General features: G+C 35.7%; 18 protein-coding genes. 1 reads left to right on the forward strand and 17 read right to left on the reverse strand.

What is annotated here, in order from left to right; genetic code table 11:
* Positions 1-31 precede the first annotated feature (31 nt).
* Positions 32-1,261 (reverse strand): N-acetylmuramoyl-L-alanine amidase, encoded by a 1,230-nt coding sequence (locus tag ACFINS_RS04855; RefSeq protein WP_375628086.1) that lies wholly within the window; start codon positions 1,259-1,261, stop codon positions 32-34.
* A gap of 587 nt (positions 1,262-1,848) precedes the next feature.
* Here ACFINS_RS04855 and ACFINS_RS04860 point away from each other — a divergent pair.
* On the forward strand, positions 1,849-4,479 hold the full coding sequence (locus tag ACFINS_RS04860) for a ribonuclease E/G (protein ID WP_375705936.1): 2,631 nt from the start codon (positions 1,849-1,851) through the stop codon (positions 4,477-4,479).
* Positions 4,480-4,568: 89 nt separating this feature from the next.
* Here the strand turns inward: ACFINS_RS04860 and ACFINS_RS04865 are convergent, their stop codons facing one another.
* The 16 genes from ACFINS_RS04865 to nuoH form a co-directional block, all read right to left on the reverse strand.
* Positions 4,569-5,180, reverse strand: a complete 612-nt coding sequence (locus tag ACFINS_RS04865) for an invasion associated locus B family protein (RefSeq protein WP_273791265.1) — start codon at positions 5,178-5,180, stop codon at positions 4,569-4,571.
* A gap of 1,528 nt (positions 5,181-6,708) precedes the next feature.
* Positions 6,709-7,548 (reverse strand): hypothetical protein, encoded by an 840-nt coding sequence (locus tag ACFINS_RS04870; RefSeq protein ID WP_375611889.1) that lies wholly within the window; start codon positions 7,546-7,548, stop codon positions 6,709-6,711.
* Positions 7,549-7,790: 242 nt separating this feature from the next.
* Complete coding sequence (gene mfd / locus ACFINS_RS04875; protein ID WP_375650233.1) at positions 7,791-11,279, reverse strand: transcription-repair coupling factor; 3,489 nt, start codon at positions 11,277-11,279, stop codon at positions 7,791-7,793.
* A gap of 5 nt (positions 11,280-11,284) precedes the next feature.
* Positions 11,285-11,572 carry a succinate dehydrogenase assembly factor 2 gene (locus ACFINS_RS04880; protein WP_375611887.1) on the reverse strand — a complete coding sequence of 96 codons (288 nt, stop codon included), beginning with the start codon at positions 11,570-11,572 and terminating at the stop codon, positions 11,285-11,287.
* 65 nt (positions 11,573-11,637) lie between these two features.
* Entirely contained in the window at positions 11,638-12,318 is a 681-nt protein-coding gene (locus ACFINS_RS04885) for an ABC transporter ATP-binding protein (RefSeq protein ID WP_375611886.1), read from the reverse strand.
* Positions 12,318-13,586 (reverse strand): lipoprotein-releasing ABC transporter permease subunit, encoded by a 1,269-nt coding sequence (locus ACFINS_RS04890; protein ID WP_375611885.1) that lies wholly within the window; start codon positions 13,584-13,586, stop codon positions 12,318-12,320. The genes ACFINS_RS04885 and ACFINS_RS04890 overlap by 1 nt, the downstream gene beginning before the upstream one ends.
* 11 nt (positions 13,587-13,597) lie before the next feature.
* Positions 13,598-14,923 (reverse strand): proline--tRNA ligase, encoded by a 1,326-nt coding sequence (proS, locus tag ACFINS_RS04895; protein WP_375611884.1) that lies wholly within the window; start codon positions 14,921-14,923, stop codon positions 13,598-13,600.
* Positions 14,924-15,126: 203 nt separating this feature from the next.
* On the reverse strand, positions 15,127-16,803 hold the full coding sequence (locus tag ACFINS_RS04900; protein WP_375650226.1) for a ribonuclease J: 1,677 nt from the start codon (positions 16,801-16,803) through the stop codon (positions 15,127-15,129).
* Positions 16,804-16,848: 45 nt separating this feature from the next.
* The gene (locus tag ACFINS_RS04905) at positions 16,849-17,658 is read right to left on the reverse strand and encodes a biotin--[acetyl-CoA-carboxylase] ligase (RefSeq protein ID WP_375705937.1); all 810 of its coding nucleotides are present in this window, start codon (positions 17,656-17,658) and stop codon (positions 16,849-16,851) included.
* A complete protein-coding gene (gene nuoN, locus ACFINS_RS04910; RefSeq protein WP_375621227.1) occupies positions 17,658-19,112 on the reverse strand; it encodes an NADH-quinone oxidoreductase subunit NuoN in 1,455 nt (484 codons plus the stop codon). Before nuoN ends, ACFINS_RS04905 begins: the two co-directional genes overlap by 1 nt.
* A 17-nt stretch (positions 19,113-19,129) precedes the next feature.
* Positions 19,130-20,599, reverse strand: a complete 1,470-nt coding sequence (locus tag ACFINS_RS04915; protein ID WP_375611952.1) for an NADH-quinone oxidoreductase subunit M — start codon at positions 20,597-20,599, stop codon at positions 19,130-19,132.
* Positions 20,599-22,563: an NADH-quinone oxidoreductase subunit L gene (gene nuoL / locus ACFINS_RS04920; protein WP_375613453.1), complete on the reverse strand. Its 1,965-nt coding sequence runs from the start codon at positions 22,561-22,563 to the stop codon at positions 20,599-20,601. The genes ACFINS_RS04915 and nuoL overlap by 1 nt, the downstream gene beginning before the upstream one ends.
* 6 nt (positions 22,564-22,569) lie before the next feature.
* The gene (nuoK, locus tag ACFINS_RS04925; RefSeq protein ID WP_273791275.1) at positions 22,570-22,878 is read right to left on the reverse strand and encodes an NADH-quinone oxidoreductase subunit NuoK; all 309 of its coding nucleotides are present in this window, start codon (positions 22,876-22,878) and stop codon (positions 22,570-22,572) included.
* Positions 22,879-22,891: 13 nt separating this feature from the next.
* Entirely contained in the window at positions 22,892-23,512 is a 621-nt protein-coding gene (locus ACFINS_RS04930) for an NADH-quinone oxidoreductase subunit J (RefSeq protein WP_375611880.1), read from the reverse strand.
* Positions 23,513-23,606: 94 nt separating this feature from the next.
* Positions 23,607-24,098 (reverse strand): NADH-quinone oxidoreductase subunit NuoI, encoded by a 492-nt coding sequence (gene nuoI / locus ACFINS_RS04935; protein WP_273723184.1) that lies wholly within the window; start codon positions 24,096-24,098, stop codon positions 23,607-23,609.
* 14 nt (positions 24,099-24,112) lie between these two features.
* Complete coding sequence (nuoH, locus tag ACFINS_RS04940; protein WP_375632259.1) at positions 24,113-25,159, reverse strand: NADH-quinone oxidoreductase subunit NuoH; 1,047 nt, start codon at positions 25,157-25,159, stop codon at positions 24,113-24,115.
* Between the last annotated feature and the right edge of the window lie 3 nt (positions 25,160-25,162).

Raw genomic sequence — 25,162 nt, forward strand, 5'->3', positions numbered from 1 at the left:
GCCCATATTGATACTCTATTTTCTCATAAATTTAAAGAGGCTGTATCATTTTCTGCCTATAATCAGCAAATTGACGAATAGAATGAGCAATAGAGGCTGCCATTTGTTTTCTCCAATGAGGATCATTTAATAACTTTTCATCCTCTTTATTGGATAAATAACCTATCTCTATCAAGACTGAGGGTATATCTGAAGCTCTTAAAACTTGAAAATTAGCATACCGATGTGGGTTATTAATCAAGTTAATATGATTCTTTGATAAACTTGAAATAACACTATTTGCAAAATTAACCGAAAATGTATGTGTTTCACGTCGTGTAAGATCCATCAAAATATCTGTAACTTCGAGCGTTTCATCTGCAGGCAAACCATCAAGCAAATCAACTTTATTTTCATTTTCAGCTAAAGATTTTGCAATGGCATCAGAGGCTTTATCTGATATGGTATACACTGTGGCACCGCGAAGAGAATGTAGATCAATCGTATCTGCGTGAATAGATATAAAAAGATCAGCATCAAACTCTTGCGCTTTTTTAACTCTTTCACTTAGTCTTAAAAAAATATTGGAATCTCGTGTTAAAGCAACGGTAATATGAGAATCCTTTTGTAATTCGTCTCGCAATGCACGCGCAAAGTCTAAAGTCACATCTTTTTCTAAAATTCCAGTAACACCCCGTGCACCGCCATCAATACCACCATGACCAGGATCAAGAACAACACGGAAATTATATGCTGGCATTAACTGTGTTTTTGTATCAAAATTGCTTCTTTGCTGTTTTTTTAATATCTCATCAAATTTTTCTTGTGTACTTTTACGAATATCAATCAGCAACTGCCATAAACCATTATTTAATTTTTTTACGACATTTTTTTCAACCACAAAAGCCGTTTTACTTGTCAAAATAATGCGTGAAGTCTGTATGTCAGAGAAAGCATAACGCACATCTGAAAGCATAACGGATAATGTATTCCGTTTCTTTAAAGGCGTATTTTGCATCGAAAAGTCAATTGTAGGTAAATTGATAACCAAACGTGCGGGCCTGTCAAAAATCTGTAAACGAACATTTGGTTTTGAATTAAAAACCGCAATAATACGCGTATGAATACTATCACCAATGGTTCGAAAATTAATAAGTCTCAGAGGATCTGCGGCTTGAACACTAGTTTGGAGTAGCAAAAAAGATAATAAAAAGTATGTGACGAGCACAATAACATCCCCATAAGCTGTTTTCAGCTTTTTGGTAAAAAAAACTCTTATCATAAGCAAAATACTCTACATTACCTTTGTAATAATTTATCTTGGTTACATAAAACGATACACCAATTTATTATCTATTTTTCAATAAAAGCTAAATAAACACCTCAAAACGAAATTAAGGGCATAAAGATATTATAATTATACATGATTTACATTGTTACTTGCCAAACGCATGATATCAACATAAAAGAATATTTATGCTTCCTAGCTGATAATAGTCATCTAAATTATCTGTAACTCATATTAAGTTGTCTTTAGAGGTTTTTTGTCTATTATGCGTTGAGACTTTTTTATGGATGAAAAATTTCTATGTTGTAACATTAGGATTGCATTACTTAAGATTCGTTGGTTCGGATATCCGAACTGTTTTAAAGATTATTTTACCGGAGACTTTTAAGAAAATATGAGTCATAAAAAACAGATGGAAATAATGATGAGAAATGGTGTAAATGCAGTCATGCCTTTGCACGTGGTGTTTCGTCCTGTTTTTCTGGTACCTCCCTTTTATGGCAGACAGCCTTTTATGTTTACGAATAGTTATGGCATTCGTTTGAATAAAATTGTGCATGTCGCCTTCAGGATATTAACTTATGTCAAACAAAATGCTTATAGATGCCTCCCATCCGGAGGAAACACGTGTTGTTGTTGTTCACGGCAACAAAATTGAAGAACTTGATTTTGAATCAGAACATAGAAAACAGCTCAAGGGGAATATTTATCTCGCACGTATTACGCGTGTAGAACCGTCTCTCCAAGCGGCTTTTGTTGAATATGGTGGAAACCGACATGGTTTTTTAACATTTTCTGAAATTCATCCTGATTATTATCAAATTCCTATTGCTGATCGCCTTGCTCTTCTTGAAGAAGAAGAAAAAGAAGCTGTAGGAGAAAATTCTGTAGATACCTTTACGGAAGAAGCAACTAAAAATAAAAAACGCTCCAGAAGAACAAAAAAAAGTGAAAAAAACAATGTTATAGCAGCCGATATTGAAAATGATATCACATCTGAAGCGATAATAATTGATAATACAGAAGAAGCATTAAATGCCAATATCTCTTATGATGAGATTGAAATGGTCGGTGCTGAGGACATCCGTGAAGAGCTCCCGATTTATCAAAGAAAACAAGGGCGCCAGTATAAAATTCAAGAAGTCATTAAACGACGTCAAATTTTGTTGGTACAAGTTATCAAAGAAGAGCGTGGTAATAAAGGTGCTGCCCTTACAACATATCTATCTCTAGCTGGTCGTTACTCTGTTCTAATGCCCAACACAGCACGTGGTGGTGGTATTTCACGAAAAATTACGAACGTACAAGACCGTAAGCGTCTTAAAGAAATCGTAAAAGAATTAGCCGTTCCAAAAGGTATGGGCGTTATCTTACGAACCGCTGGTGCCAATAGAACAAAAGCTGAAATTAAACGTGATTATGAATATCTTATGCGGTTATGGGATACTATTCGCACTTTGACACTCGAGTCAACGGCACCATACCTTGTCCATGAAGAAAGCAATCTCATCAAGCGTTCTATACGAGATCTTTATAATAAGAACATTAGTGAAATTCTTGTCTCTGGAGACCAAGGCTATCGTGAAGCGAAAGACTTTATGCGTATGCTCATGCCAAGTCATGCAAAAGTTGTGCAACCTTACCGTGATCCTACGCCCATTTTTGCAAGAAATAATATTGAAATTCAACTTGATAAAATGTTGCAACCACAGGTTTCTTTAAAATCTGGTGGTTATCTTGTTATTAATCAAACAGAAGCACTTGTTGCTATTGACGTAAATTCTGGCCGCTCTACGAAAGAATTCTCTGTCGAAAAGACAGCCTTACAAACTAACCTTGAAGCTGCTGAAGAAGTAGCGCGTCAATTACGCTTGCGTGACCTTGCTGGTTTAATTGTGATTGATTTTATTGATATGCTTGAAGAACGCAATGTGAAGCTGGTCGAAAAAAAATTAAAAGATTGTTTAAAAAACGATCGTGCTCGTATTCAAGTAGGTCATATTTCACACTTCGGCCTTTTAGAAATGAGTCGTCAACGTATTCGCATATCGGTTTTAGAAAGTACGACACAGCCCTGCCCACATTGCGCAGGAACAGGAAATATACGTTCTGAATCATCAATTGCGTTACATGTCATGCGCTCAATTGAAGAATATCTTCTTCATAATTCGCAACATAATATTATCGTGCGCACCCCCGTAGCAACAGCGCTTTATGTATTAAATCATAAACGCAATATTCTTGTTAATTTAGAAGCTCGCTTTAAACTTAATATTAGTATTGAAGCAGATGATAGTATTGGAACACAACATCTTGTTATTTCTAAAGGCTCAATAGCAGAGAGAATTTCTCAATCTTCATTGGAAGATGACAATAAGCAAGAAATTGAAGATTCTGTTTTCATAAAGAGTGAATCTATTGAAAATCCTTCTCCCATTGAAACAAATCAAAAGCGTCGGCGCAAAAATCGTCACGGTGAAATTACTGATCATTCTCTCTCCAACGTTCATAAAAAAGAAGATACCTTGAATGATGATTCTTATCGTCGAGGACGTCGTCGAGGACGTCGTGGTGGTCGACGCAATCAAGATAATAGTTTTCATCAGATTCGCGTTCCTTATGCAGAACCAGTGGGAGATTTTGCTAAGCAAGCTTTAGCAGAAATTAAAGCAGCGCATCGCAAACGTCGTGTTTCACCTGCTAAATCTTTTGAACTTGAAGAAACAAAAAATAATACACAAACTCTAGATATACAACAACAGAGTGAATCTGAAAAAAATGATACAAGTATTAAACCTAAAAAACGTAAAACACGTTCTTCAAAAGTAGTAGAAAATCAACTTTCTTTAGAGAATGATCAAAATATTGCAGAACAAAAAGCTCTTGAAAAAAAACCTACAACCAGTCCGGTGCGTAAAACTAAAACAAAAAAAGCAGACAAAGCTATTCATGAGGTAGAAGATAAAGCTCTTGAAAAGAGTAAAAAATCAACACGTGGAACACGTAAAAAATCATCTTCTAAAGAGACAACGCAAATACAAAAAATATTAGAGCAAGAAACTGTAATCGAGATGGAGAAAGTTATCGAAACCTCTCCTTCCCAAATTGAAGAAACAATTAATCAACCCGTTGTTATTTCATCAACGCCTAATGATTCTTCCAAAACTGAACGTATTGGTTGGTGGAAACGCAGAATTCTTTCGAAAAATTAAGGATTAAAAAAAACCGCCACAGAAAACTGTGGCGGTTCAAATAAACAATTATAGAAAACGTTTTGACCAACTTTTATGGTGTGGTTTTATTACTTTTGTTTCGCTTTTTCTTGCTCAGCCCGCATACGCTCTTCAATTTCTTTTTGCTTTGATTGAATAGCTTGCTGCAGCTTTATTTGTTCTTGTTGGAAATCTTTTTCCTCCATACCAGGACCGGTATAGGCTGCTGTAAACCCATTAAGAGAAAATTCAATAGGATTAGCTGAACCACGGAAATTAACTGTGGTTACAACCATTTTTGTACCACTTTTCATAGCTGCTATAAGCTTATCATCTAAGACATCATTAGCAATACAACTTGGTCCATTACAAATAATATAAGGAATTTTTTTAGAGAACTCGTCACCAATTTTAATGTGAACACCTTCTGGCAAAAAACGACCTGTAGGCACTTGAATACCTATACGTTTCTCATTTTGCTTCCCTTTTATTTCAACAAGATTAAAAGCCGTTAAAGGTTGTCCCGTATTCGATAATACAGTATTCATTGTATTACAAATATCAACATCATGCTGCTTACTGCAAACTTTGTACCAACCTTGTGATAAAGTTTGCGCATTTGCAGAAATACCAGCTATAAGAAAAAGGGCAGCGGCTCCAACTAATACTGAAACAGCAGAATAAACATTTTTATGCGACATGATTAAGTTAATCCTTTCAACGCGCTCTTAAGTAACTTAAAAAAAATATTAAATATAATTCCAACTTAATTTATTAAATTATAATGAAATAACAATTAATTTTACTATTTTTACTTCAATATAAAAAAAAAAGTCAAATTTAGAGAAAAAATACGACGAGCCATTCTAATTTTTATACACTCATATCATTTCCCCTCTTCATCACATTGGTATTTGATGCAATCTATCCATAAAACACCTCTGTGCATTTAAACTAAGATTACACAAACGAATCAATATTGCAATATTAATTAAAATAAACTCTGATACTACTCTAAAAAACTTACTAATTAAAATTTTTACATTTATTACTCTTCATGTTAAGCTTATAGAACCTTTGCAACAGGTGTTGCAATGCATGAAGCTCTAAAATATCAGATAAATTTTACTGTTTTCCTTGTGTGATACACAAAAACAAAATCATCTACGATATTATTGAAACATTTAATGAATTAAAACCACTGATTGTCTAAAATTTCTGCATAATTGTAAGAGAGCTTTTTGCTAATGAACAATTTTCTGCCCTTGTTTACAAAATAATAGTGATACGCTTTTGTAATAAAAATTTTATATTCCATAGCGTTTAACTAAACAGTTTAGTTTAAAAATACGCTACTAAAGAAGTGCTTTTTTCTTAATTAAACAACACATTTTCTTAGAGAGAAAATCTATAACTGCTGAAAATATTTTATTTATAAAAAACTTTCTTAAAATATAATAACATATTAATTTATAATAATAATTTATCTTTTTTCTATTTCTATATTGTATGAAAGATCCTAATAGCGCAAACCTCTCTTATGTTGAATCAATAAAATTTATCCACTTGTACATCACAAGCGGAGTTAGTTTTATAGATAAACTACTGAACAAAGGAAACCCTCCCTATGAATCATCTCACGTGCCTAAAGCCATAATAAATTTATGCTCATATATTAAACATCTATTATTGCACTTCTGTACAAATATCATCTCTCAGTTTTATAACGTGAATAAAAAATATAGCTTTTATCAATTTCTTTTAAGTTATTTCTTAAATAAAAGAATCTACTAAAATGATAAATTCTTTTCATCTTTCATAATATCAAAGATATAAATCGTTAATGATTTAAGTTTTAAGAAAAAAATGAATTAAAATATCATTTTGTTTCTCTATATAACACAACTTAGAGCTATAAAATATCTCTCTTATCATATTAATGAAACAAGATTTATGATATGAGATGTATCGTCATTAAAATAATTAAACAGATAAAAATAAAAAACTACAAGCACAAAAAATTATGCATAAAAAGAAAACATAAAAAAGATATATGATTTTATTATTTAATATATATATTAAATCTTATATGATAAGAACAATAGATAATATCTTATGTGCATAAAATTACTTTATTATAAATAATAATTAAAAACAAAAAATTAAAATATATTTTAACTATTATTTAGTATATAATCTTAATTTCTCTGTATTTATATGAGTAAATTTTTAATTGAATAATTCTTCAACATGAAAACGTATACGATCTATAATATTCTTTTTCTTGTTTGGAAGCATTATATTATGTACTTCTTTAATGGTATTACAAAGCTTAGGTACACTTTTTACAAACCAATTATCTTCTGTAAGACTATTTTTTATATCGTCAAATATTTGTTTTTCATAACTATAAGAGCCATCTGTTAATAATTCTTTAATATCCCTGACTAAACTAGGACTTATTGAATTATTTGCGCCTTTAGCCCAACTAAAATCTTTATCTTTCCAATCAAAATCTTTGCGCAAAATAGCACCTATATCACTTTGCAATATATCCGCTAACGTATTGCAAGCAATAATAAATATGAGATAATTTTTCATTATCTCATCATCACCTCCACTTTTCTCATTCATTCCCCATTCATTAAACGTTTGAGTTTTTTTTAAATAATCTTTTGCTTTAATCAACTTTTCTTCATACTCCCCTACTTCATACTCTCTCGCTATATGTATTCTAGAGATAATTTTTTGTTTTTTTTCAGCTAGATCCTGTAATTTCGAACCAAGATTATAATATTCATCCTTCAGAGTTTTCAGTTTTTTATATAACTTATTCCGTTCCTGTAAACGCTCATAGTATTCTGCTTTAGAAATATTTTTTTCCCAAATATCCAAATGAGATATACTTTCTTCAATAAATTGTATGCTCTCTTTAATATTCTTTCTTTTGTTTTTTAAATGTTGGTATTGTTCATCAGAAGATAACTCAGCATAAGCGTTTTTTACGCCATATATTAAAGTGAGTAACAAAAAAACGATAGTTAGACACTTTTGTAATGAAGAAAGCATGCTATCTTTACCTAAATTCTTTCTAAAAAATTTACAGGAGCTTATTAGCTTATTATATTAAAAGTGCTATTTATTGCAGTTAAACTGTCTAATCTATTTTCTTCATTATATCAATACGTATATAATAAAAACCAAATAAATATATAAAAGGTTCTTTATTATAAACTTAAATTTTATTCAGAATGATTTTATAAAAATGAGTAACAGTTCTGAAACAATAAAGAAATTTTTTAAACAGAATGTTATTCTGCCATTTCGACAAGCTGTGTCATAATATTCGCTGCTCCAACAAGCCTTTCATCCGCTGAGGACCAATCACGAATAAGAGCAATACTTTGATCTGGTCGAATTTTTGCCATTGTACCTTGTTTTCCCACCCACTGAACAAGAGCAACACTATTTGCGAAATAGTTATTACGAAACTGTATGACAATCCCCTTTGGTCCAACATCTAATTTTTCTACATGTGCTTTTCGACACAATGTTTTAATATGAAAGACTTTAAGAAGATGTTGAACCTCAAGGGGCAAAGGACCAAAGCGATCAATTAACTCCGCTGCAAATTCATCAATTTGTTCTAAACCATCAAGTTCTGTTAAACGACGATAAAGTCCCATACGTAATGATAAGTCAGGCACGAAACTTTCTGGTATCATCACTGTTGTACCAAGAGAAATTTGAGGTGACCATTGCTTATCTTCATTTAGCTCTCCATCTTTTAATTCAGCAACAGCTTCTTCAAGCATTTTTTGATAGAGTTCAAATCCAACTTCTTTGATATGCCCCGATTGCTCTTCACCTAAAAAATTGCCTGAACCGCGGATATCCATGTCATGGCTTGCCAATTGAAAACCGGCCCCTAAGGTGTCAAGAGATTGTAACACTTTAAGACGGCGATCAGCAGCAATTGTTAAAACTTTACCAGCAGGAAATGTAAAGAGAGCATACGCACGTTGTTTTGAACGTCCTACCCTACCACGTAACTGATAAAGGGCAGAAAGACCAAACATCTCAGCACGATGCACAATTAGGGTATTGGCTGTTGGAATATCAAGACCTGATTCAATAATGGTTGTTGAGAGCAGCACATCATATTGTCCATCATAAAATGCATTCATGATATCATCAAGTTGTCCAGCCGGCATTTGTCCATGAGCCACAACGAATTTCAGTTCTGGCACATGTGTTTTGAGATATTCTTCTACAAAAGCCAGATCAGAAATACGAGGACAAACATAGAAACTTTGTCCACCACGATAATATTCTCGAAGCAGGGTCTCTCGTATAACAAGTGCATCAAAGGGTGAAATAAAAGTACGAACCGCCATTCTATCAATGGGGGGGGTTGTTATCAATGAAAGTTCACGTACACCCGATAAAGCTAACCCTAAAGTGCGTGGTATGGGAGTTGCTGACAGTGTGAGAACATGAATATCACTTTTAAGCTCTTTTAAACGCTCTTTGTGTTTGACACCAAAATGCTGTTCCTCATCAATGATAAGAAGACCTAACCGTAAAAAATTAACTGCATCACTTAATAATGCATGGGTTCCAATGACAATATCGATTGTACCATCTGAAACACCTTTTTTTACTCGTGCAAGTTCTTTCGCTTTTACAAGCCTCGAAGCATGTCCAATTTTAACCGGTAATCCTTGAAAACGCGAAATAAATGTTTTGTAATGTTGACGTGAAAGCAAAGTTGTCGGTACAACAACAGCAACCTGATATCCATTTAATGCTGCAACAAAAGCACTTCGAATGGCTACTTCAGTTTTTCCAAAACCAACATCACCGCATATCAAGCGATCCATCGGCTTGCCTGAGGCTAGATCGTCCAAAACAGCATCAATTGCATTCATTTGATCTTCCGTTTCTTCATAGGGAAAGCAAGCAACAAACTCATCAAATGGTCCAATTGGTGGAAGTAAAGCAGGCGCAGCACGAGTCATACGCTCTGCAGCTATACGGATTAATTGCCCTGCCATTTCCAATAAATGTTTTTTTAGCCGAGCTTTACGTGCTTGCCAAGCAACACCTCCTAATTTATCTAAAGTTACCTCTGTTCCTTCTGAGCCATAACGTGAGAGAAGCTCAATATTTTCAACAGGTAAAAAGAGTAAATCACCTCCAGCATATCTAATTTCAAGGCAGTCTCGTAAAATTCCAGTGGTTCTGATGGTTTTAAGACCAACAAATTGGCCAATACCGTGGTCGATATGCACAATAATATCACCAGAATTTAAAGCAGAAATTTCAGAAATAAAATTTGTATTATTCTTACGCCGCTTTGGCGATCTTATAAAACGATCGCCAAGGATATCTTGCTCTGCTATAATAGCCAAATCTTCAGCCACAAAACCATGTTCTATCATGATAACAGCTGCTAATATGCGATCTCGAGGTGTTGCTTTGACTGTTTGCAAAGATTTTGCAACATCTATTTTTTTCAATCCATGCTCATCGAGAACTTGTAACAAACGATTGAGAGATCCTTCACTCCAACACGCTAAAAGCACTTTTTTACCAGCAGCGCGTAAAGATGCGATATGATCAATAACACTTGAAAAAACATTTTTTTCCTGCGCATTACGCTCTTTTACAAAATCATATCCTTGTTTAACTTTTGTGTGAATAACAGTTTGTTCCAAACTTTGTGGAACATTAAAAGGAGAAAAATCAATACGCTGTGAAGATTGTTGCACACCTTCCAAAACACGCTCTGGCGTTAAATAAAAAAGACTAGGATCTATTGGATGATAAGAAGTAGAATTTTTTTCATCACTTTCGCGCTCTTTGCGCGCATTATAATAGTCTTCAATAAGACGATAGCGCTCAATGAAAACTTCTTCTATGAGATGCTCAAAAACTATCGGTAAATTGCCACAATGATCAAAAAAGCTATCAAGGTTTTCATAAAAAAATGGAAGCCAATGTTCCATACCGGCAAAACGCCGACCTTGAGAAATTGCTTCATAAAGCATGTTATTTTTTTGTGATACACCAAATGTACGGGTATAATTGCTTTTAAAACGACTGATACGTTCTGGTGTAAGAGCAACCTCACTCATTGCCTGTAATAAAAGTTCAGTTTTTTGGCCTGTTGTCCTTTGACTTTCTGGATCAAATACGCGGATACTTTCTAGGTTATCTCCAAAAAAATCAAGGCGTAAAGGTTCAACATCCATCGGAGAAAAGATATCAAGTATTCCTCCTCTTACAGCAAACTCACCAATATCACGGACAACCGTAACGCGTTCAAAACCATTGGTTTCTAGAAATTGAATAAGATTTCCCATGTTATTGCGCTGGCCAACACGTGCGTGAATAAGCTGAGCTTCTATCATTTCACGAGGAGGCAACTTTTGCATAATTGCATTTGCTGTTGTTAATATAATTGCAGAATATGGATCTTTCCGTAAATTTGCTATGTGTGCCAATGTTGATAGTCGACGTGCCATAACAGCAATTCCTGGTGATACGCGATCATAAGGCAAACAATCCCATGCAGGAAATTGAAGTACGGGTAAATTGGGTTCAATAAAATTTAAAACTTGTTGTAAATGCGCAATTTTTGTTCCGTCACGGACAACATAGATGAGCGGTTTACCTTGTGCAATTTCTGAACTTAATTTAGCAAGCGCAAAGGCTTCAAATCCATCAGTAACGCCATCTAAAATCATACGAACAGAATTATTTTTGGGAATAACAATTTTTTTAAATATAGGCATCGGGATTAATAACTTAAGCAAGTACGATAATTGGCAATATCACGGAAAAGTGGACTATCAACTTCAGAGGGGGGCAAAATTTCTCCAGTAATCCATGTGAGTAAATCACGATCATCAAAAGACATAATATACTCAAGCTCAGAGAGCGTTTTATCATTCATCCCAGTAATATGAGCATCGACATAATGTCCAAAAATGAGATCCATTTCACGAATACCGCGATGCCATGCACGAAAAATCAATCGACGACGACGAGCATCTAATTGATTTTTGTCAACGACAAAAACTGTCATAAAAAATCTCCTTTAATAAAGTAATATAAACTATTCAATTAGTCGTATAAAATTTTTACCTTGCTTTAAGGAAGTTCTATAATCTTTTGTTCTTTAAGTGTAATTCGACGATGCATTTGCTTAGCTAAAGCGTAATTATGTGTTGCAATAAGAGCAGAAAGACCAGACTGACGAACAAGGATAGATAAAGCTTGAAAGACATAAGCTGAAGTTACTGGATCAAGATTTCCTGTAGGTTCATCAGCCAAAAGAACCGAAGGGCCATTTGCTACTGCACGTGCAATAGCAACACGTTGTTGTTCTCCTCCCGATAACTCTGAGGGACGATGGTTCGCACGATGAGAAATACGCAGATACGTCAATAATTTGCGTGCACGATCTTCTGCTATGGATTTTTTTAATCCTGCTATCATTTGCGGTATCATGACATTTTCTAACGCCGTAAACTCTGGAAGTAAATGATGAAATTGATAAACAAAACCAATATCATTTCGTCTTATAGCTGTTCGCTCACTATCAGAGCGCTTTGCACAAGAAACACCTCGTAACATCACATCACCAGCGGTTGGTTTTTCTAATAATCCAGCAATATGAAGAAGTGTTGATTTTCCAGCACCAGATGGTGCAACAAGTGCAACAAGCTCTCCACGATTAAGAGTAAAATTCGCTTTATCTAAAACAATGAGCGGCTTATGACCCTCGAAAAAGCGTCTTTCAATCTCTACAAGCTCTAAAATAGCTGTCATTATTCATACCTCAAAGCTTGTACGGGATCTAGCTTAGCAGCACGCCATGCCGGAATGAGAGCAGCAAGAAATGACAAGAATAAAGCCATCATAGCAACCAAGATGGTCTGTTTCCACTCAATTTGTGCAGGCAATTTTGTTAAAAAATAAAGTTGAGGATTAAAAACGTCGACATTAAATAACCAAGATATAAAATCTTGGATATGATTAATATTCGCGGTCGCGATAACACCTAAAATTAAGCCCAATATCGTTCCAATAAAACCAATCATCATTCCTGTAATGATAAATATACGCAAAATCGCACTTTGTTGAGCACCCATCGTGCGTAAAATTGCAATATCATGACTTTTATCTTTTACAAGCATAATCAGTCCTGAAATAATATTTAAAGCAGCAACAAGAACGATCAGAGAAAGAATGAAAAACATAACATTTCGTTCAATCTGTAAAGCTGAAAAAAAAGCCTGATTACGTGTACGCCAATCAATTAAATAAACCTGTTGATCAACTGCTTTTTCTACAACGGGTTTTATTTGATCAACTGCATCAGGATCATTTAAAAATAACTCTAAAGACTGAACCTTATCGCCTAAATTAAAAAACATTTGTGCTTCATGAAGAGGCATAAAGACAAATATTGAATCATATTCAGACATACCAACTTCAAAAATAGCAACGACTTTATAAGCTTTCACTCGTGGCGTAACGCCAAAAGGAGTCTCATCACCATCTGGAGTAATGATACGAATATCTCTTCCAACTGTTAATCCTAATTTTTCTGCTAAGCCACTTCCAATTGCAACACCTTCTTCTTGATCAAACCGAGAAATCGATCCTAATTTAATGTTTTGAGAGACTGTTTTAAGCTTTTCTAGATCTTGTTTGCGCATACCACGAACTAACGCGCCAGAGCCACCTTGAACTTCACCTTGAACAAGTGCTTGACCTTCAATAACAGGCAAAGCAAACTTCACGCCATTTGTAGTTTCTAAAGAAGAAATAAGAGTCTTATAATCAGCAAAACCAGAATCAACTGTTTGAATAATAAGATGCCCATTCATACCAAGAATACGATTGAGAAGTTCTGTACGAAAGCCATTCATCACCGCCATAACAACAACCAGAGCAAATACGCCCAACATAATCCCAATAAGAGAAATAATTGAAATAACAGATGCAACGACATGTTTTTTATTGGGAATCATATAACGAAAAGCGATCATCCACTCATAAGATGAAAAGCATTTGTTTTTCAGCCTCTTCATAATATTTCCTATTAAATTATAGAAAGTTGGCTGAGCACATCTTCAACCTTTAGAGATTTTTTTATTCCTGTTTTTCGATCTTTAATTTCAACTTCATTTTGTGCAATGCTGTTAGGACCAACAATGATTTGCGTTGGCAAACCAATCAAATCCATTGTTGCAAATTTTGATCCAGGGCGTTCATTTCTATCATCTAATAACGGATCAAAACCAACCTTCTTTAATCCCTGATAGAGAAACTCACATGCCTGTGTGCATTTTTCATCATCGGGCTTCATATTGATAATCCCAAAATCAAACGGTGCCATCGACTTTGGCCAAATAATACCATTTTCATCATGAGAAGCCTCAATAGCGGCCGCAACAAGACGCGAAGGCCCAATACCATAAGATCCCATAGAGACCACATGCTCTTTTCCATCTTGTCCCATAACTTTTGCTCCCATTGGAGCAGAATATTTAGTACCAAAGTGGAAAATATGCCCTACTTCAATACCACGCGCTGAAAGACGATTATGATCAGAAACTTTAGCCCACTCCTCTTCATTATGCATTTCTTCCGTTGCTGCATAAAAAGATGTCCATTGCTTAACAATATCATCTAAAACAGCTTTATCACTAAAATCGATTGAACTATCAGGAATGGTAAGTTCAAGAAATTGTTTATCACAGAAGATAGCACTCTCTCCTGTTTCAGCCAAAATGATAAATTCATGACTGAGTTCCCCCCCTATTGGACCTGTATCTGCACGCATAGGAATTGCTTTTAAGCCAAGGCGAGAAAAAGTGCGTAAATAAGCAACAAACATACGATTATAAGATGTTTCAGAGCCTTCATAATCAAGATCAAAAGAATAAGCATCTTTCATTAAAAATTCTCGTGCTCGCATCACACCAAAACGTGGACGAATTTCATCACGAAATTTCCATTGAATATGGTATAAATTAAGCGGAAGATCTTTATAAGAACGAACATAAGAGCGAAAAATATCTGTTACCATCTCTTCATTGGTTGGACCGTAAAGTAAATCACGCTTTTGACGATCTTTAATGCGGAGCATTTCCAAACCATAATCATCATAACGACCGCTTTCACGCCAAAGATCAGCAGACTGAATTGTAGGCATCAATATTTCTATTGCACCCGCACGTTCTTGCTCTTCACGAATAATTTTACAAACTTTATCAAGCACTTTTTTTCCCAAAGGAAGCCAAGAATAAATCCCTGATGTTTGTTGTCGAATCATTCCAGCGCGCAACATGAAGCGATGAGAAACAATTTCTGCTTCTTTAGGATTCTCTTTTAAAAGTGGAAGGAAATATTGAGAAAGACGCATTGAAATAATTAACTCCTAATCAGATCTATCATATCGGAACAATTTATCACACCCTCTATTCATCTATAGCCGCATTCTGAATACTTGCAAATATAACGATCTTATCATTTAAAAATTTATTGTGCTTTATTCTCTATTTTTCTTATTTAGCAATAAAATAAAAATGCTCTTCTCTTTTTAAATAACGTAATAGGAAAGTTCTTTTATTTTGACCGATGTAAAAAAACTGTACAGATAGGTTTTTTTTGCCAAATTTCATGAACAGCCGCTCTTACTGCACGTCGTGTTGCCTCTCGAATAAGTTCATTATTTTTCTGTTTCATGCGTGGGATATTATAAACTGTATTTTCTACGATATCTAAAAGAATATCTTTTAAACTTTCCCCCTTTCCATTACTTTCAGGTAACCCGAATGTTGTTAGACCTATATCCCCTAATAATTCATGCTTACTATTTATATGGAGAGAAATAGTAACATGACCAGCATAACTTAGTTTACGGCGTTCACGAATCCCTAATTCATCTTCATCTCCAATTAAGCAACCATCCTTATAGATGCGGCCAACAGGAACTTGATCAATAACTTCTACAGGCTCTGGTGCAAGACGTAACATATAGCCATTTCTGATATCCATAACAGTTTTAATACCCGCTTGACGTGCTAAAGTTGCCTGAGCCTTAAGATGCATTGCTTCCCCATGTACAGGGACAAGTATTTGTGGCTTTATCCAATCATACATCTGTAAAAGTTCTGAACGACGGGGATGACCTGAAACATGAACAAGTGCATCTTCATTCGTAATAATTTTAATACCCAAATCAATGAAACGATTTTGTACCTCAATAATCGCTTTTTCGTTTCCTGGAATACTTCGTGATGAATAAATAACGGTATCACCAGCGGAAAGTGCAATATTTTTCATTCCATCACGTGACAGTTTAGCCAAAGCAGCACATGGCTCACCTTGGCTCCCTGTGACAATTAAAACAAGATCTTTTCGCGAGATGTACCCATAATCATCTTCCGTTACAAATGGTGCTAAACCATTCATATAACCAAGCTCTTGTGCAACCATAATACTTCGCTTAAGGGAACGCCCAATGACAAGCACCTTACGTCCAGCAGCTTCAGCTGCAAGAGCAATAGAACGTATCCGACCAATATTAGAAGAAAAAGTTGCTATCGCAACGCGCCCTTCAGCTTTAGAAATAATCTCTGAAAGACTGGCTTGAACTTGCTGTTCTGAAGGAGAGATACCATCCCGACATGCATTTGTGGAATCACAAAGTAATGCTAAAACACCTTTTTTGCCTAAAGCACGAAATCTTTTTTCATCGGTTACAGCCCCGAGTGAAGGGGTATGATCAATTTTCCAATCACCAGTATGAATCACAGTCCCCAAAGAGGTTGTAATTGCTAAAGATACAGATTCTGGTATTGAATGGTTAACGGCTATAGCCTCTACAGCAAAGGAACCTACCTGAAAACAATCACCAGCTTGAAAAATATTGAGTAAAATTTTTTGAGATTCAAAATCTGCTTGCCTTTTACTTTCTAATAATCCTGCCGTAAAAGGCGTACAGTAAATCGGCACTTGTAACTTTGGACATAAATCAAGAACGGCCCCATAATGATCTTCATGTGCATGTGTTAAAACAAGACCCCGTATATTGTGTTTTTCACTTTCTAGAAAACGAATATCAGGCAAAACAAGATCGACACCTGGTAATTCAGAACCAGCAAAACTAATCCCCATATCAACCAGCAGCCATTCACGAAGATATTGGGGACCAAATCCGTAAGCAGCTAAATTCATCCCTATTTCACCTACACCTCCCAGAGGTAAAAAAACAAATTCACATCTATTGGCTGCAACCATAAACATCTCCCAAATCATTAAGGTATCTGATGATAAAATAATTTTTCAATAACGGCCTGCATTAACAAAATCAGCCAAACCAAAATGAACATCCCCAGCTGTTATAATGGCTGTCTGACCGTCTTTTTGCTTTATGATGCAGTTAAAATCACTATCAAGACCATCAAAAATACCCTCAATGACTTTTTCATCATTCACCACTTTGACATGTTTCCCAAGATGAGCGGAATATAAAAGCCATTTTTTTCGGATTATTTCACATCCTTTTGGTTGTTTGCAAAGAAGGTAATTTTTAGAAAAACACTCCGTCAAAACCGTAAATAATTGTTCTGCATCAATACGCAACCCGATATTCTTTAAGCTTGAAGTGGAATAGGGCGCATCTTCATAATTATATTTCACATTTATTCCAATACCAATAACCAAGGCATATTGTTGTGATGACAATTTTAAAATCTCAAGCAAAACTCCAGAGCTTTTTTCTCCTCTGAGCAAAATATCGTTTGGCCATTTTAAGCTCACAATATTGTTTGTCTGCTTTTCCTCTTTTATCAATTGTTTTATTGCCTCTGCCACACTTACTCCAGCAACAAAACCAAGTTGAGCCGCAGTTTGATGAACAATATCATCAATTAATAAAAGACTAGAATAAAGGTTCCCTTTTGGACTAGACCAAGTCCTCCCTCTTCTTGCTCTTCCCTGTGATTGTTCTTGTGCAACAATCCAAAGATTACCTTGATGACCAGTTTGCGCTTTTCGTTGCGCAATGAGATTTGTTGAATCAACACTATCGTACGCTTCAACAGTGTATCCCTGTTTTTGTGCAAAATCTGATAAAGTATAAACCATATTCATTAAAACAATGCTGTTGCTGCTTTTTCTGCTAGCTCAGCGAACCAAACTCCAAAAAGCGCGTAAAATAAAATAAAGAATACAGAAAGACCAAGACAAAATTGAAGCTCTTTCGATAAAGCAACAAAATGCGCTTGTGCATCATCAAACCACATAATTTTAATGACTCGCAAATAGTAAAAAGCCCCAACGACAGACGCTATCATCCCAACGACAGCAAGTGGCGTAAGTCCAGCGTGGACAGCAGCAGAAAAGGTATACCACTTTCCAAAAAAACCAGCCATAGGTGGTATACTGGCTAAAGAGAAAAGCTGTATTGTCATCACAACAGCCATAAACGGATTCGTCTTTGCTAACCCTGAAAGATCATAAATATTTTCAACATTTCCATTCTGAGAGCGCATTCCAAGAATAAAGGCAAATGAACCAAGCGTCATTCCAAGATAAATAGTCATATAAAGGATAACGCTTTTTATCCCAAGCATATCTCCAGCAGATAAACCAACAAGTGCATAACCCATATGACTGATCGACGAATAAGCCATTAAGCGCTTAATATTATTCTGACCGATTGCAGCAAAAGCACCCAGTATCATTGATGCAATCGCCATGAACACCAAAATTTGTTGCCATGCAGGCATCACGTTATCAACACGCCCTAGGGGAATAAAGGTCACCACAATAATACGGATGATTAAAGCCATTGCAGCAACTTTAGGGGCACCAGCAAAAAATGCTGTAATCGGTGTGGGCGCTCCTTCATAAACATCAGGTGTCCACATATGAAACGGAACAGCAGAAATTTTGAAAGCCAAACCAGCTAAAATAAAGACAATTCCAAAAATGACCCCCAATTGTACATTTTTGCCTTTTAAAGCAAGAGCAATTTCGTGAAAACCAATTTGACCGGTAAAACCATAAAGCAAAGAAATACCATAAAGAAGCAAACCTGAAGATAATGCTCCTAAAACAAAGTATTTTATACCGGCTTCAGAAGATTTTACATTATTACGATTAATCGCTGCTAAAACATATAAAGCTAAAGATTGCAGCTCTAACCCCATATAAAGCGACAGCATATTACCCGCTGAAATCATAAACATCATTCCAAGGGTTGCTAAAAGAACAAGTACTGGAAACTCAAATATATTAAACTTTTGTGCATTGGCAAAACCAACAGACATGATAAGAGAAAAGAGTGCACCAATAAGCATTAAAATTTTCATATAACGACTAAAGGAATCGATAACGAGCGCATTGGTTTGAAATGAACCATTTTTCGGAAAAATTATAAGAATAATAATGGTTGCCACAAGAATTGCTATGGCTAAACCTGTCACTGTTAAAGAAGCACGTGTATTGGAATAAACACCAATCATAAGCAGCACGACAGCTCCTAATGCAATTAAAAGCTCTGGAAGAATTAAGACTAATTGCGCTATTATTTCAGTTTGCATGTGCATTCTTCCCTTATCTAGTGCAGTTTATTGATGAGGGTTTCTACGGAAAACGCCGTTGCCTTAAGAATAGGCGTTGGATAGATACCAAAGAATATTGTAAGAATAACCAATGGATAAAGGAGGAATTTTTCTCTTAAAGAAAGATCTATTAATACTTTTAAATTCTCTTTATCCAAGGAACCAAAAACCACACGCCGATAAAGATAAAGGGCATAGGCTGCCGATAAGATAACACCTGTTGTTGCTAAAACAACAACCAATTTATTTACTTGAAAAACACCTATTAAGGTTAAAAATTCACCCAAAAATCCTGAGCTTCCAGGCAAACCAACATTTGCCATGGTGAAAATTAAGAAAACAACAGCATATTTAGGCATATTATTCACTAAACCACCAAACGCTGAAATTTCACGTGTATGCAAGCGATCATAGATAACCCCAACACAAAGAAACAATGCTGCTGAAACAATTCCATGGGATAGCATCTGATAAATAGCCCCTTGTATCCCCTGTTCATTCGCAGCAAAAATACCCATCGTTACATATCCCATATGCGCTATTGAGGAATATGCAATAAGTTTTTTGATGTCACTTTGAACAAGTGCAACCAGTGATGTATAAATAATAGCGATAAGCGATAATGTGAAAACAAAAGGCGCAAAATCTGCTGAAGCGATAGGAAACATAGGCAAAGAAAAACGAAGAAAACCATACCCACCTAATTTAAGTAAGACACCAGCTAAAATAACAGAACCCGCTGTCGGTGCTTCTACGTGAGCATCAGGGAGCCATGTATGAACTGGCCACATTGGCATTTTAACTGCGAAAGAAGCAAAAAATGCAAGCCATAGCCATATTTGCATATGAGCAGGAAACTGATAATTGAGTAAAGTTGGTATATCAAGTGTCCCAGCCTCCCAATACATAACCATAAGAGCAACCAGCATAAGCACTGAACCAAGTAAAGTATATAAGAAAAACTTTATACTTGCATAAACACGACGTGCTCCTCCCCATACACCTATAATGATAAACATTGGAATGAGGCTGCCTTCAAAAAAAACATAGAATAGCATTGCATCAAGAGCACAAAAAACACCAATAATCGCAACTTCTAGAAGAAGAAACGCAATCATATAGGCTTTTAATCTCTCTTTAACATTCTCCCAACTTGCTAAAATACAGAAAGGTAAAAGAAAAGCCGAGAGAACAACAAAAAGAATAGAAATACCATCGACCCCCATATGATAGCTAATACCCCCCCCTAACCAACTGGATTTTTCAACCATTTGAAAATTTTGGTTGCTAGAATCAAATCCTATCCAAATAATTAAAGAAATAATAAAAACAAATAGAGTCGTAAAAAATGCGACATTACGTATATTATGGCGTGCTACTTCACTATCATCTTTGATAAACAAAATCAGAAGAACACCAACAAGCGGCAAAAATGTAACCGTAGAAAGAATAGGCCAATCGGTCATTAGTTTACGCCCCCGATCATCATCCATGTAATGAGCAATGCAACGCCGATAAGCATTGCAAATGCATAGTGGTAAAGATAGCCTGTTTGCATTCGAACAACTCTATTTGTAATATCAACAACACGCGCTGCAATACCATTGGGACCTAGACCATCAATAATCTTACCGTCTCCCACTTTCCAAAGAAAAGAACCAATTCTAAAGGTAGGACGAACAAATAAAAAGTTATATAATTGATCGAAATACCACTTTTGGTAAAGAAAGTGATACACTCCTGGCATAATACGCGCCATTTTCTTGGGAAGAGAGGGAGCCACAATATAAAATAAATAAGCCAACATAAACCCAAGAATCATTGCTATAAAAGGCGACCATTTTACCCAATTAAAAACATGGTGAGCATCATGAAGAATATGATTATGGCTGCTTGTAAATAATGCTCCCTTCCAAAAAGCATTATACAAGTCACCAAAAAAGTAAGGTTGGAAAACGACACCAGAAAATATTGCTCCAATAGATAAAAGAAAGAGTGGAATCAACATAACTGGAGGCGATTCATGAACATGATGCATCACATCAACTGTTGCCCGTGGTTTACCATGGAATGTCATAAAGATAAGTCGCCATGAATAGAAACTTGTTAAAAAGGCAGCAAAAACAAGAAGATAAAAAGCATATCCTGAAGCAATATTATGAGATGCAAAAGCAGACTCTATAATCGCATCTTTTGAGAAAAAACCTGCAGTCCCGAAAAGTGTTCCTGGAATTCCAACACCGGTCAAGGCAATGGTCCCGACCATCATCATCCAATAGGTGACCTTTATATGTTTGCGTAACCCACCCATTTTTCGCATATCTTGTTCATCAGATACAGCATGAATCACAGAACCTGCACCAAGAAACAATAAGGCTTTAAAAAAAGCATGCGTAAAAAGATGAAAGACAGCAGCGCCATAAGCTCCAACACCTAATGCCACAAACATATAACCAAGTTGAGAGCATGTAGAATAAGCAATAACACGCTTAATATCATTCTGCACCAACCCCACAGTTGCTGCAAAAAACGCTGTTGTTGCACCAACAATAATAATCACGGTCAAAGCAGTTGAAGAAAGTTCAAAAATTGGCGACATACGCGCAATCATAAAAACACCAGCCGTTACCATTGTAGCGGCATGAATAAGCGCTGATACAGGGGTTGGCCCTTCCATTGCATCAGGCAGCCAAGTATGTAAAAGAAATTGTGCGGATTTTCCCATCGCACCAATAAATAATAAAAGACATGTAATGGTAATTGCCGTCTGCCCATCAAATTGCCAATCTAAAAATGTCATATTTTGTATAAAGCTCTTGTCGGCAGCTTTTGCAAAAATAGAGGCAAAATCAACCGATTGGAACAAAACAAAAATACTAAAGATTCCTAAGAGAAAACCAAAGTCTCCAACACGGTTAACTACAAAAGCTTTCATTGCGGCCTTATTAGCAGAATCGCGCTGAAACCAAAAACCAATGAGTAAATAAGAAGCAAGTCCGACACCTTCCCATCCAAAAAACATCTGAATCAAATTATTGGATGTGACCAACATAAGCATCATAAATGTAAACAAAGAAAGATAAGAAAAAAAACGAGACCTTGAAGGGTCATGGTGCATATAACCAATTGAATAAATATGCACTAATGCCGAAACACTATTCACAACAATAAGCATGACAGCTGTTAATGCATCAACATGTAAAGCCCAATTAAAGCTTAAGTCACCAACAGTCATCCAATGTAATACCAATACATCAATCGCTGGAATATGACCAAGTGCAGTACTGAAAAATGCTATCCACGATAATATGGCAACAACAACCATAAAGCTACATGTTATCAATTCACTCGCACGATCTCCTATCGTTTTTCCACCTAGTGCAGCAATTAAAAAACCCAAAAGCGGAAGAAAGACAATCGTATAATACATCACTGGTTAGCCTTTCATTACATTAACATCTTCAACCGCAATGGAACCACGATTACGGAAAAAAACGACCAGAATTGCTAAACCAATGGCAGCTTCAGCAGCTGCTACGGTTAAGACAAATAAAGCGAATACCTGACCAACGAGATCATGAAGAAATGCTGAAAATGCAACAAAATTGAGATTAACTGAAAGCAATATAAGCTCAATGGACATCAAGATAATAATCACATTTTTTCTGTTGAGAAAAATTCCAGCAATACCAATTGTAAACATCAAAGCAGAAACAGTGAGATAATGTGTAATATCAATATACATCTGCATAGCCCCCTTACATACCTTTGCCTGATTCAACTTGTTTGATTTCAATGGCACTTTCTACCGTTCTAGAAACTTGCTCCGCAATAGATTGCCGCTTTACTCCTAATTTATGACGAAGTGTTAAAACAATAGCTCCAATCATTGCAACCAATAAAATCATTCCAGCAATTTGAAAATAGAAAACATAATCCGTATAGAGAATATCACCTAATGCTTGTGTATTTGTTCGCTGCGCTAAATCTGGCATTGGTTGCGTAACATGCGTTCTCAAGACTGGAGAAAAATAGCTACTCATAAAAACAACAATCAATTCTACAGCGATAATAACACCAATAAGAGCTCCAATAGGAGCATACCGAAGAGTTCCACTCTTTAACTCAGCAAAATCAACGTCAAGCATCATAACGACAAATAAAAATAAAACAGCGACAGCTCCAACATACACAACAAGCAGAATAAGCCCTAAAAACTCTGCTCCTGCAAGTAAAAACAAAGCTGCTGCATTAAAAAATGCGAGGATTAAAAACAAAACAGAATGCACTGGATTGCGTGCTGTAATAACAATAACTGCACTTGTTAGCATAATAAAAGCAAACAAATAGAAAAATGCCGCCGCTAGATCTGTTAGCATAGGCTTCTCCTTAATTATTCAAACAATTGGTATAAACTTCATACCAGATTACAATTTATCGGAAAAATATCCGACACCTCATTTAACGATACACTTAACGATAAGGCGCATCCATCAATATATTTCGAGCAATTTCTCGCTCCCAGCGATCTCCATTCAATAAAAGTTTTTCTTTATCATAATAAAGTTCTTCACGTGTTTCCGTCGCAAACTCAAAATTTGGACCTTCGACAATAGCCTCAACCGGACAGGCTTCTTGACAAAAACCACAGTAGATACATTTAACCATGTCTATATCATAACGGACAGTTCTACGTGTACCATCATTGCGCCGTGGACCAGCTTCAATTGTAATCGCTTGAGCAGGACAAATCGCTTCACATAATTTACAAGCAATACACCGTTCTTCACCATTTGGATAGCGACGCAATGCATGCTCACCACGAAAACGCTGAGATACAAAACCTTTTTCATAAGGATAATTAATCGTGGGTTTTGGTGAAAAAAATTGACGCATAGCTAAGAAAAAAGCACTCACAAATTCCAATAGAAGAAGTGACTTTGCCGCCTGAATAAAACCTGACATCGTAAAATCTCCTCTTAAACGAAATCCGTAAACTTTAAAAAAGCAGCAGTTATCACAACCATTGCTAGTGAGAGAGGAAGAAAAACCTTCCAACCAAGCCGCATGAGCTGATCATAGCGATAACGTGGAACAAATGCTTTAACCATAGCAAACCAAAAAAATACAAAACAGACTTTTAAAACAAACCAAATGATACCAGGAACCCAATTAAGCCACCAAACATCTAAGGGAGGCAGCCAACCGCCTAAAAATAGAATGGTTGTTAATGCGCACATTAAAACAATCGCAACATATTCACCTAGAAAGAAGAGCATGTAAGGCGTTGAAGAATATTCTACCATATGACCAGCAACAAGTTCGGATTCTGCTTCCACCAAATCGAATGGAGGACGATTTGTCTCTGCAAGCGCAGAAATAAAAAATATAATAAACATTGGAAAAAGGACCAACCAATTCCAATCGAGAAAACTGTTAAAAGGAAGACCAAGAGTTGTACCAAGCCCGTGCGTTTGTTTAAAAACAATTGTTGTGAGATCTAACGAACCACTTATTAAAATGACAGTCACAAGCACAAAACCAATGGAAACTTCATAAGAAACCATTTGTGCCGCCGAACGAAGAGCTCCTAAGAAAGGATATTTTGAATTTGATGCCCATCCCCCCATAATAACACCATAAACTTCAAGAGATGAAATGGCTAAAATATAAAGCAAGCCAACATTAATCTTTGCAATCTCCCAACCCTCATTGACAGGAATAACAGCCCAAGTTGATAAAGCAAGTGTCGCTGAAACAAAAGGAGCCAAAAGAAAAACACCCTTATTTGCACCTGCAGGGATAATAGGCTCCTTAACAACAAATTTAATTAAATCTGCAAAAGACTGTAACAAACCCCATGGTCCAACAACGTTTGGTCCACGACGCAATTGTACCGCTGCCCAAATTTTTCTATCTGCATAAAGAAGATAAGCAACTAAGACCAAAAGAACGACCAAAAGAAGAAGTGTTTTTCCGATTATAATGAGTAATGGCAACAGCCAAGTCATAAAGAAATCATACATCAT

The organism is Bartonella sp. AA2SXKL, from assembly GCF_042197205.1.
Lineage (GTDB): Bacteria > Pseudomonadota > Alphaproteobacteria > Rhizobiales > Rhizobiaceae > Bartonella.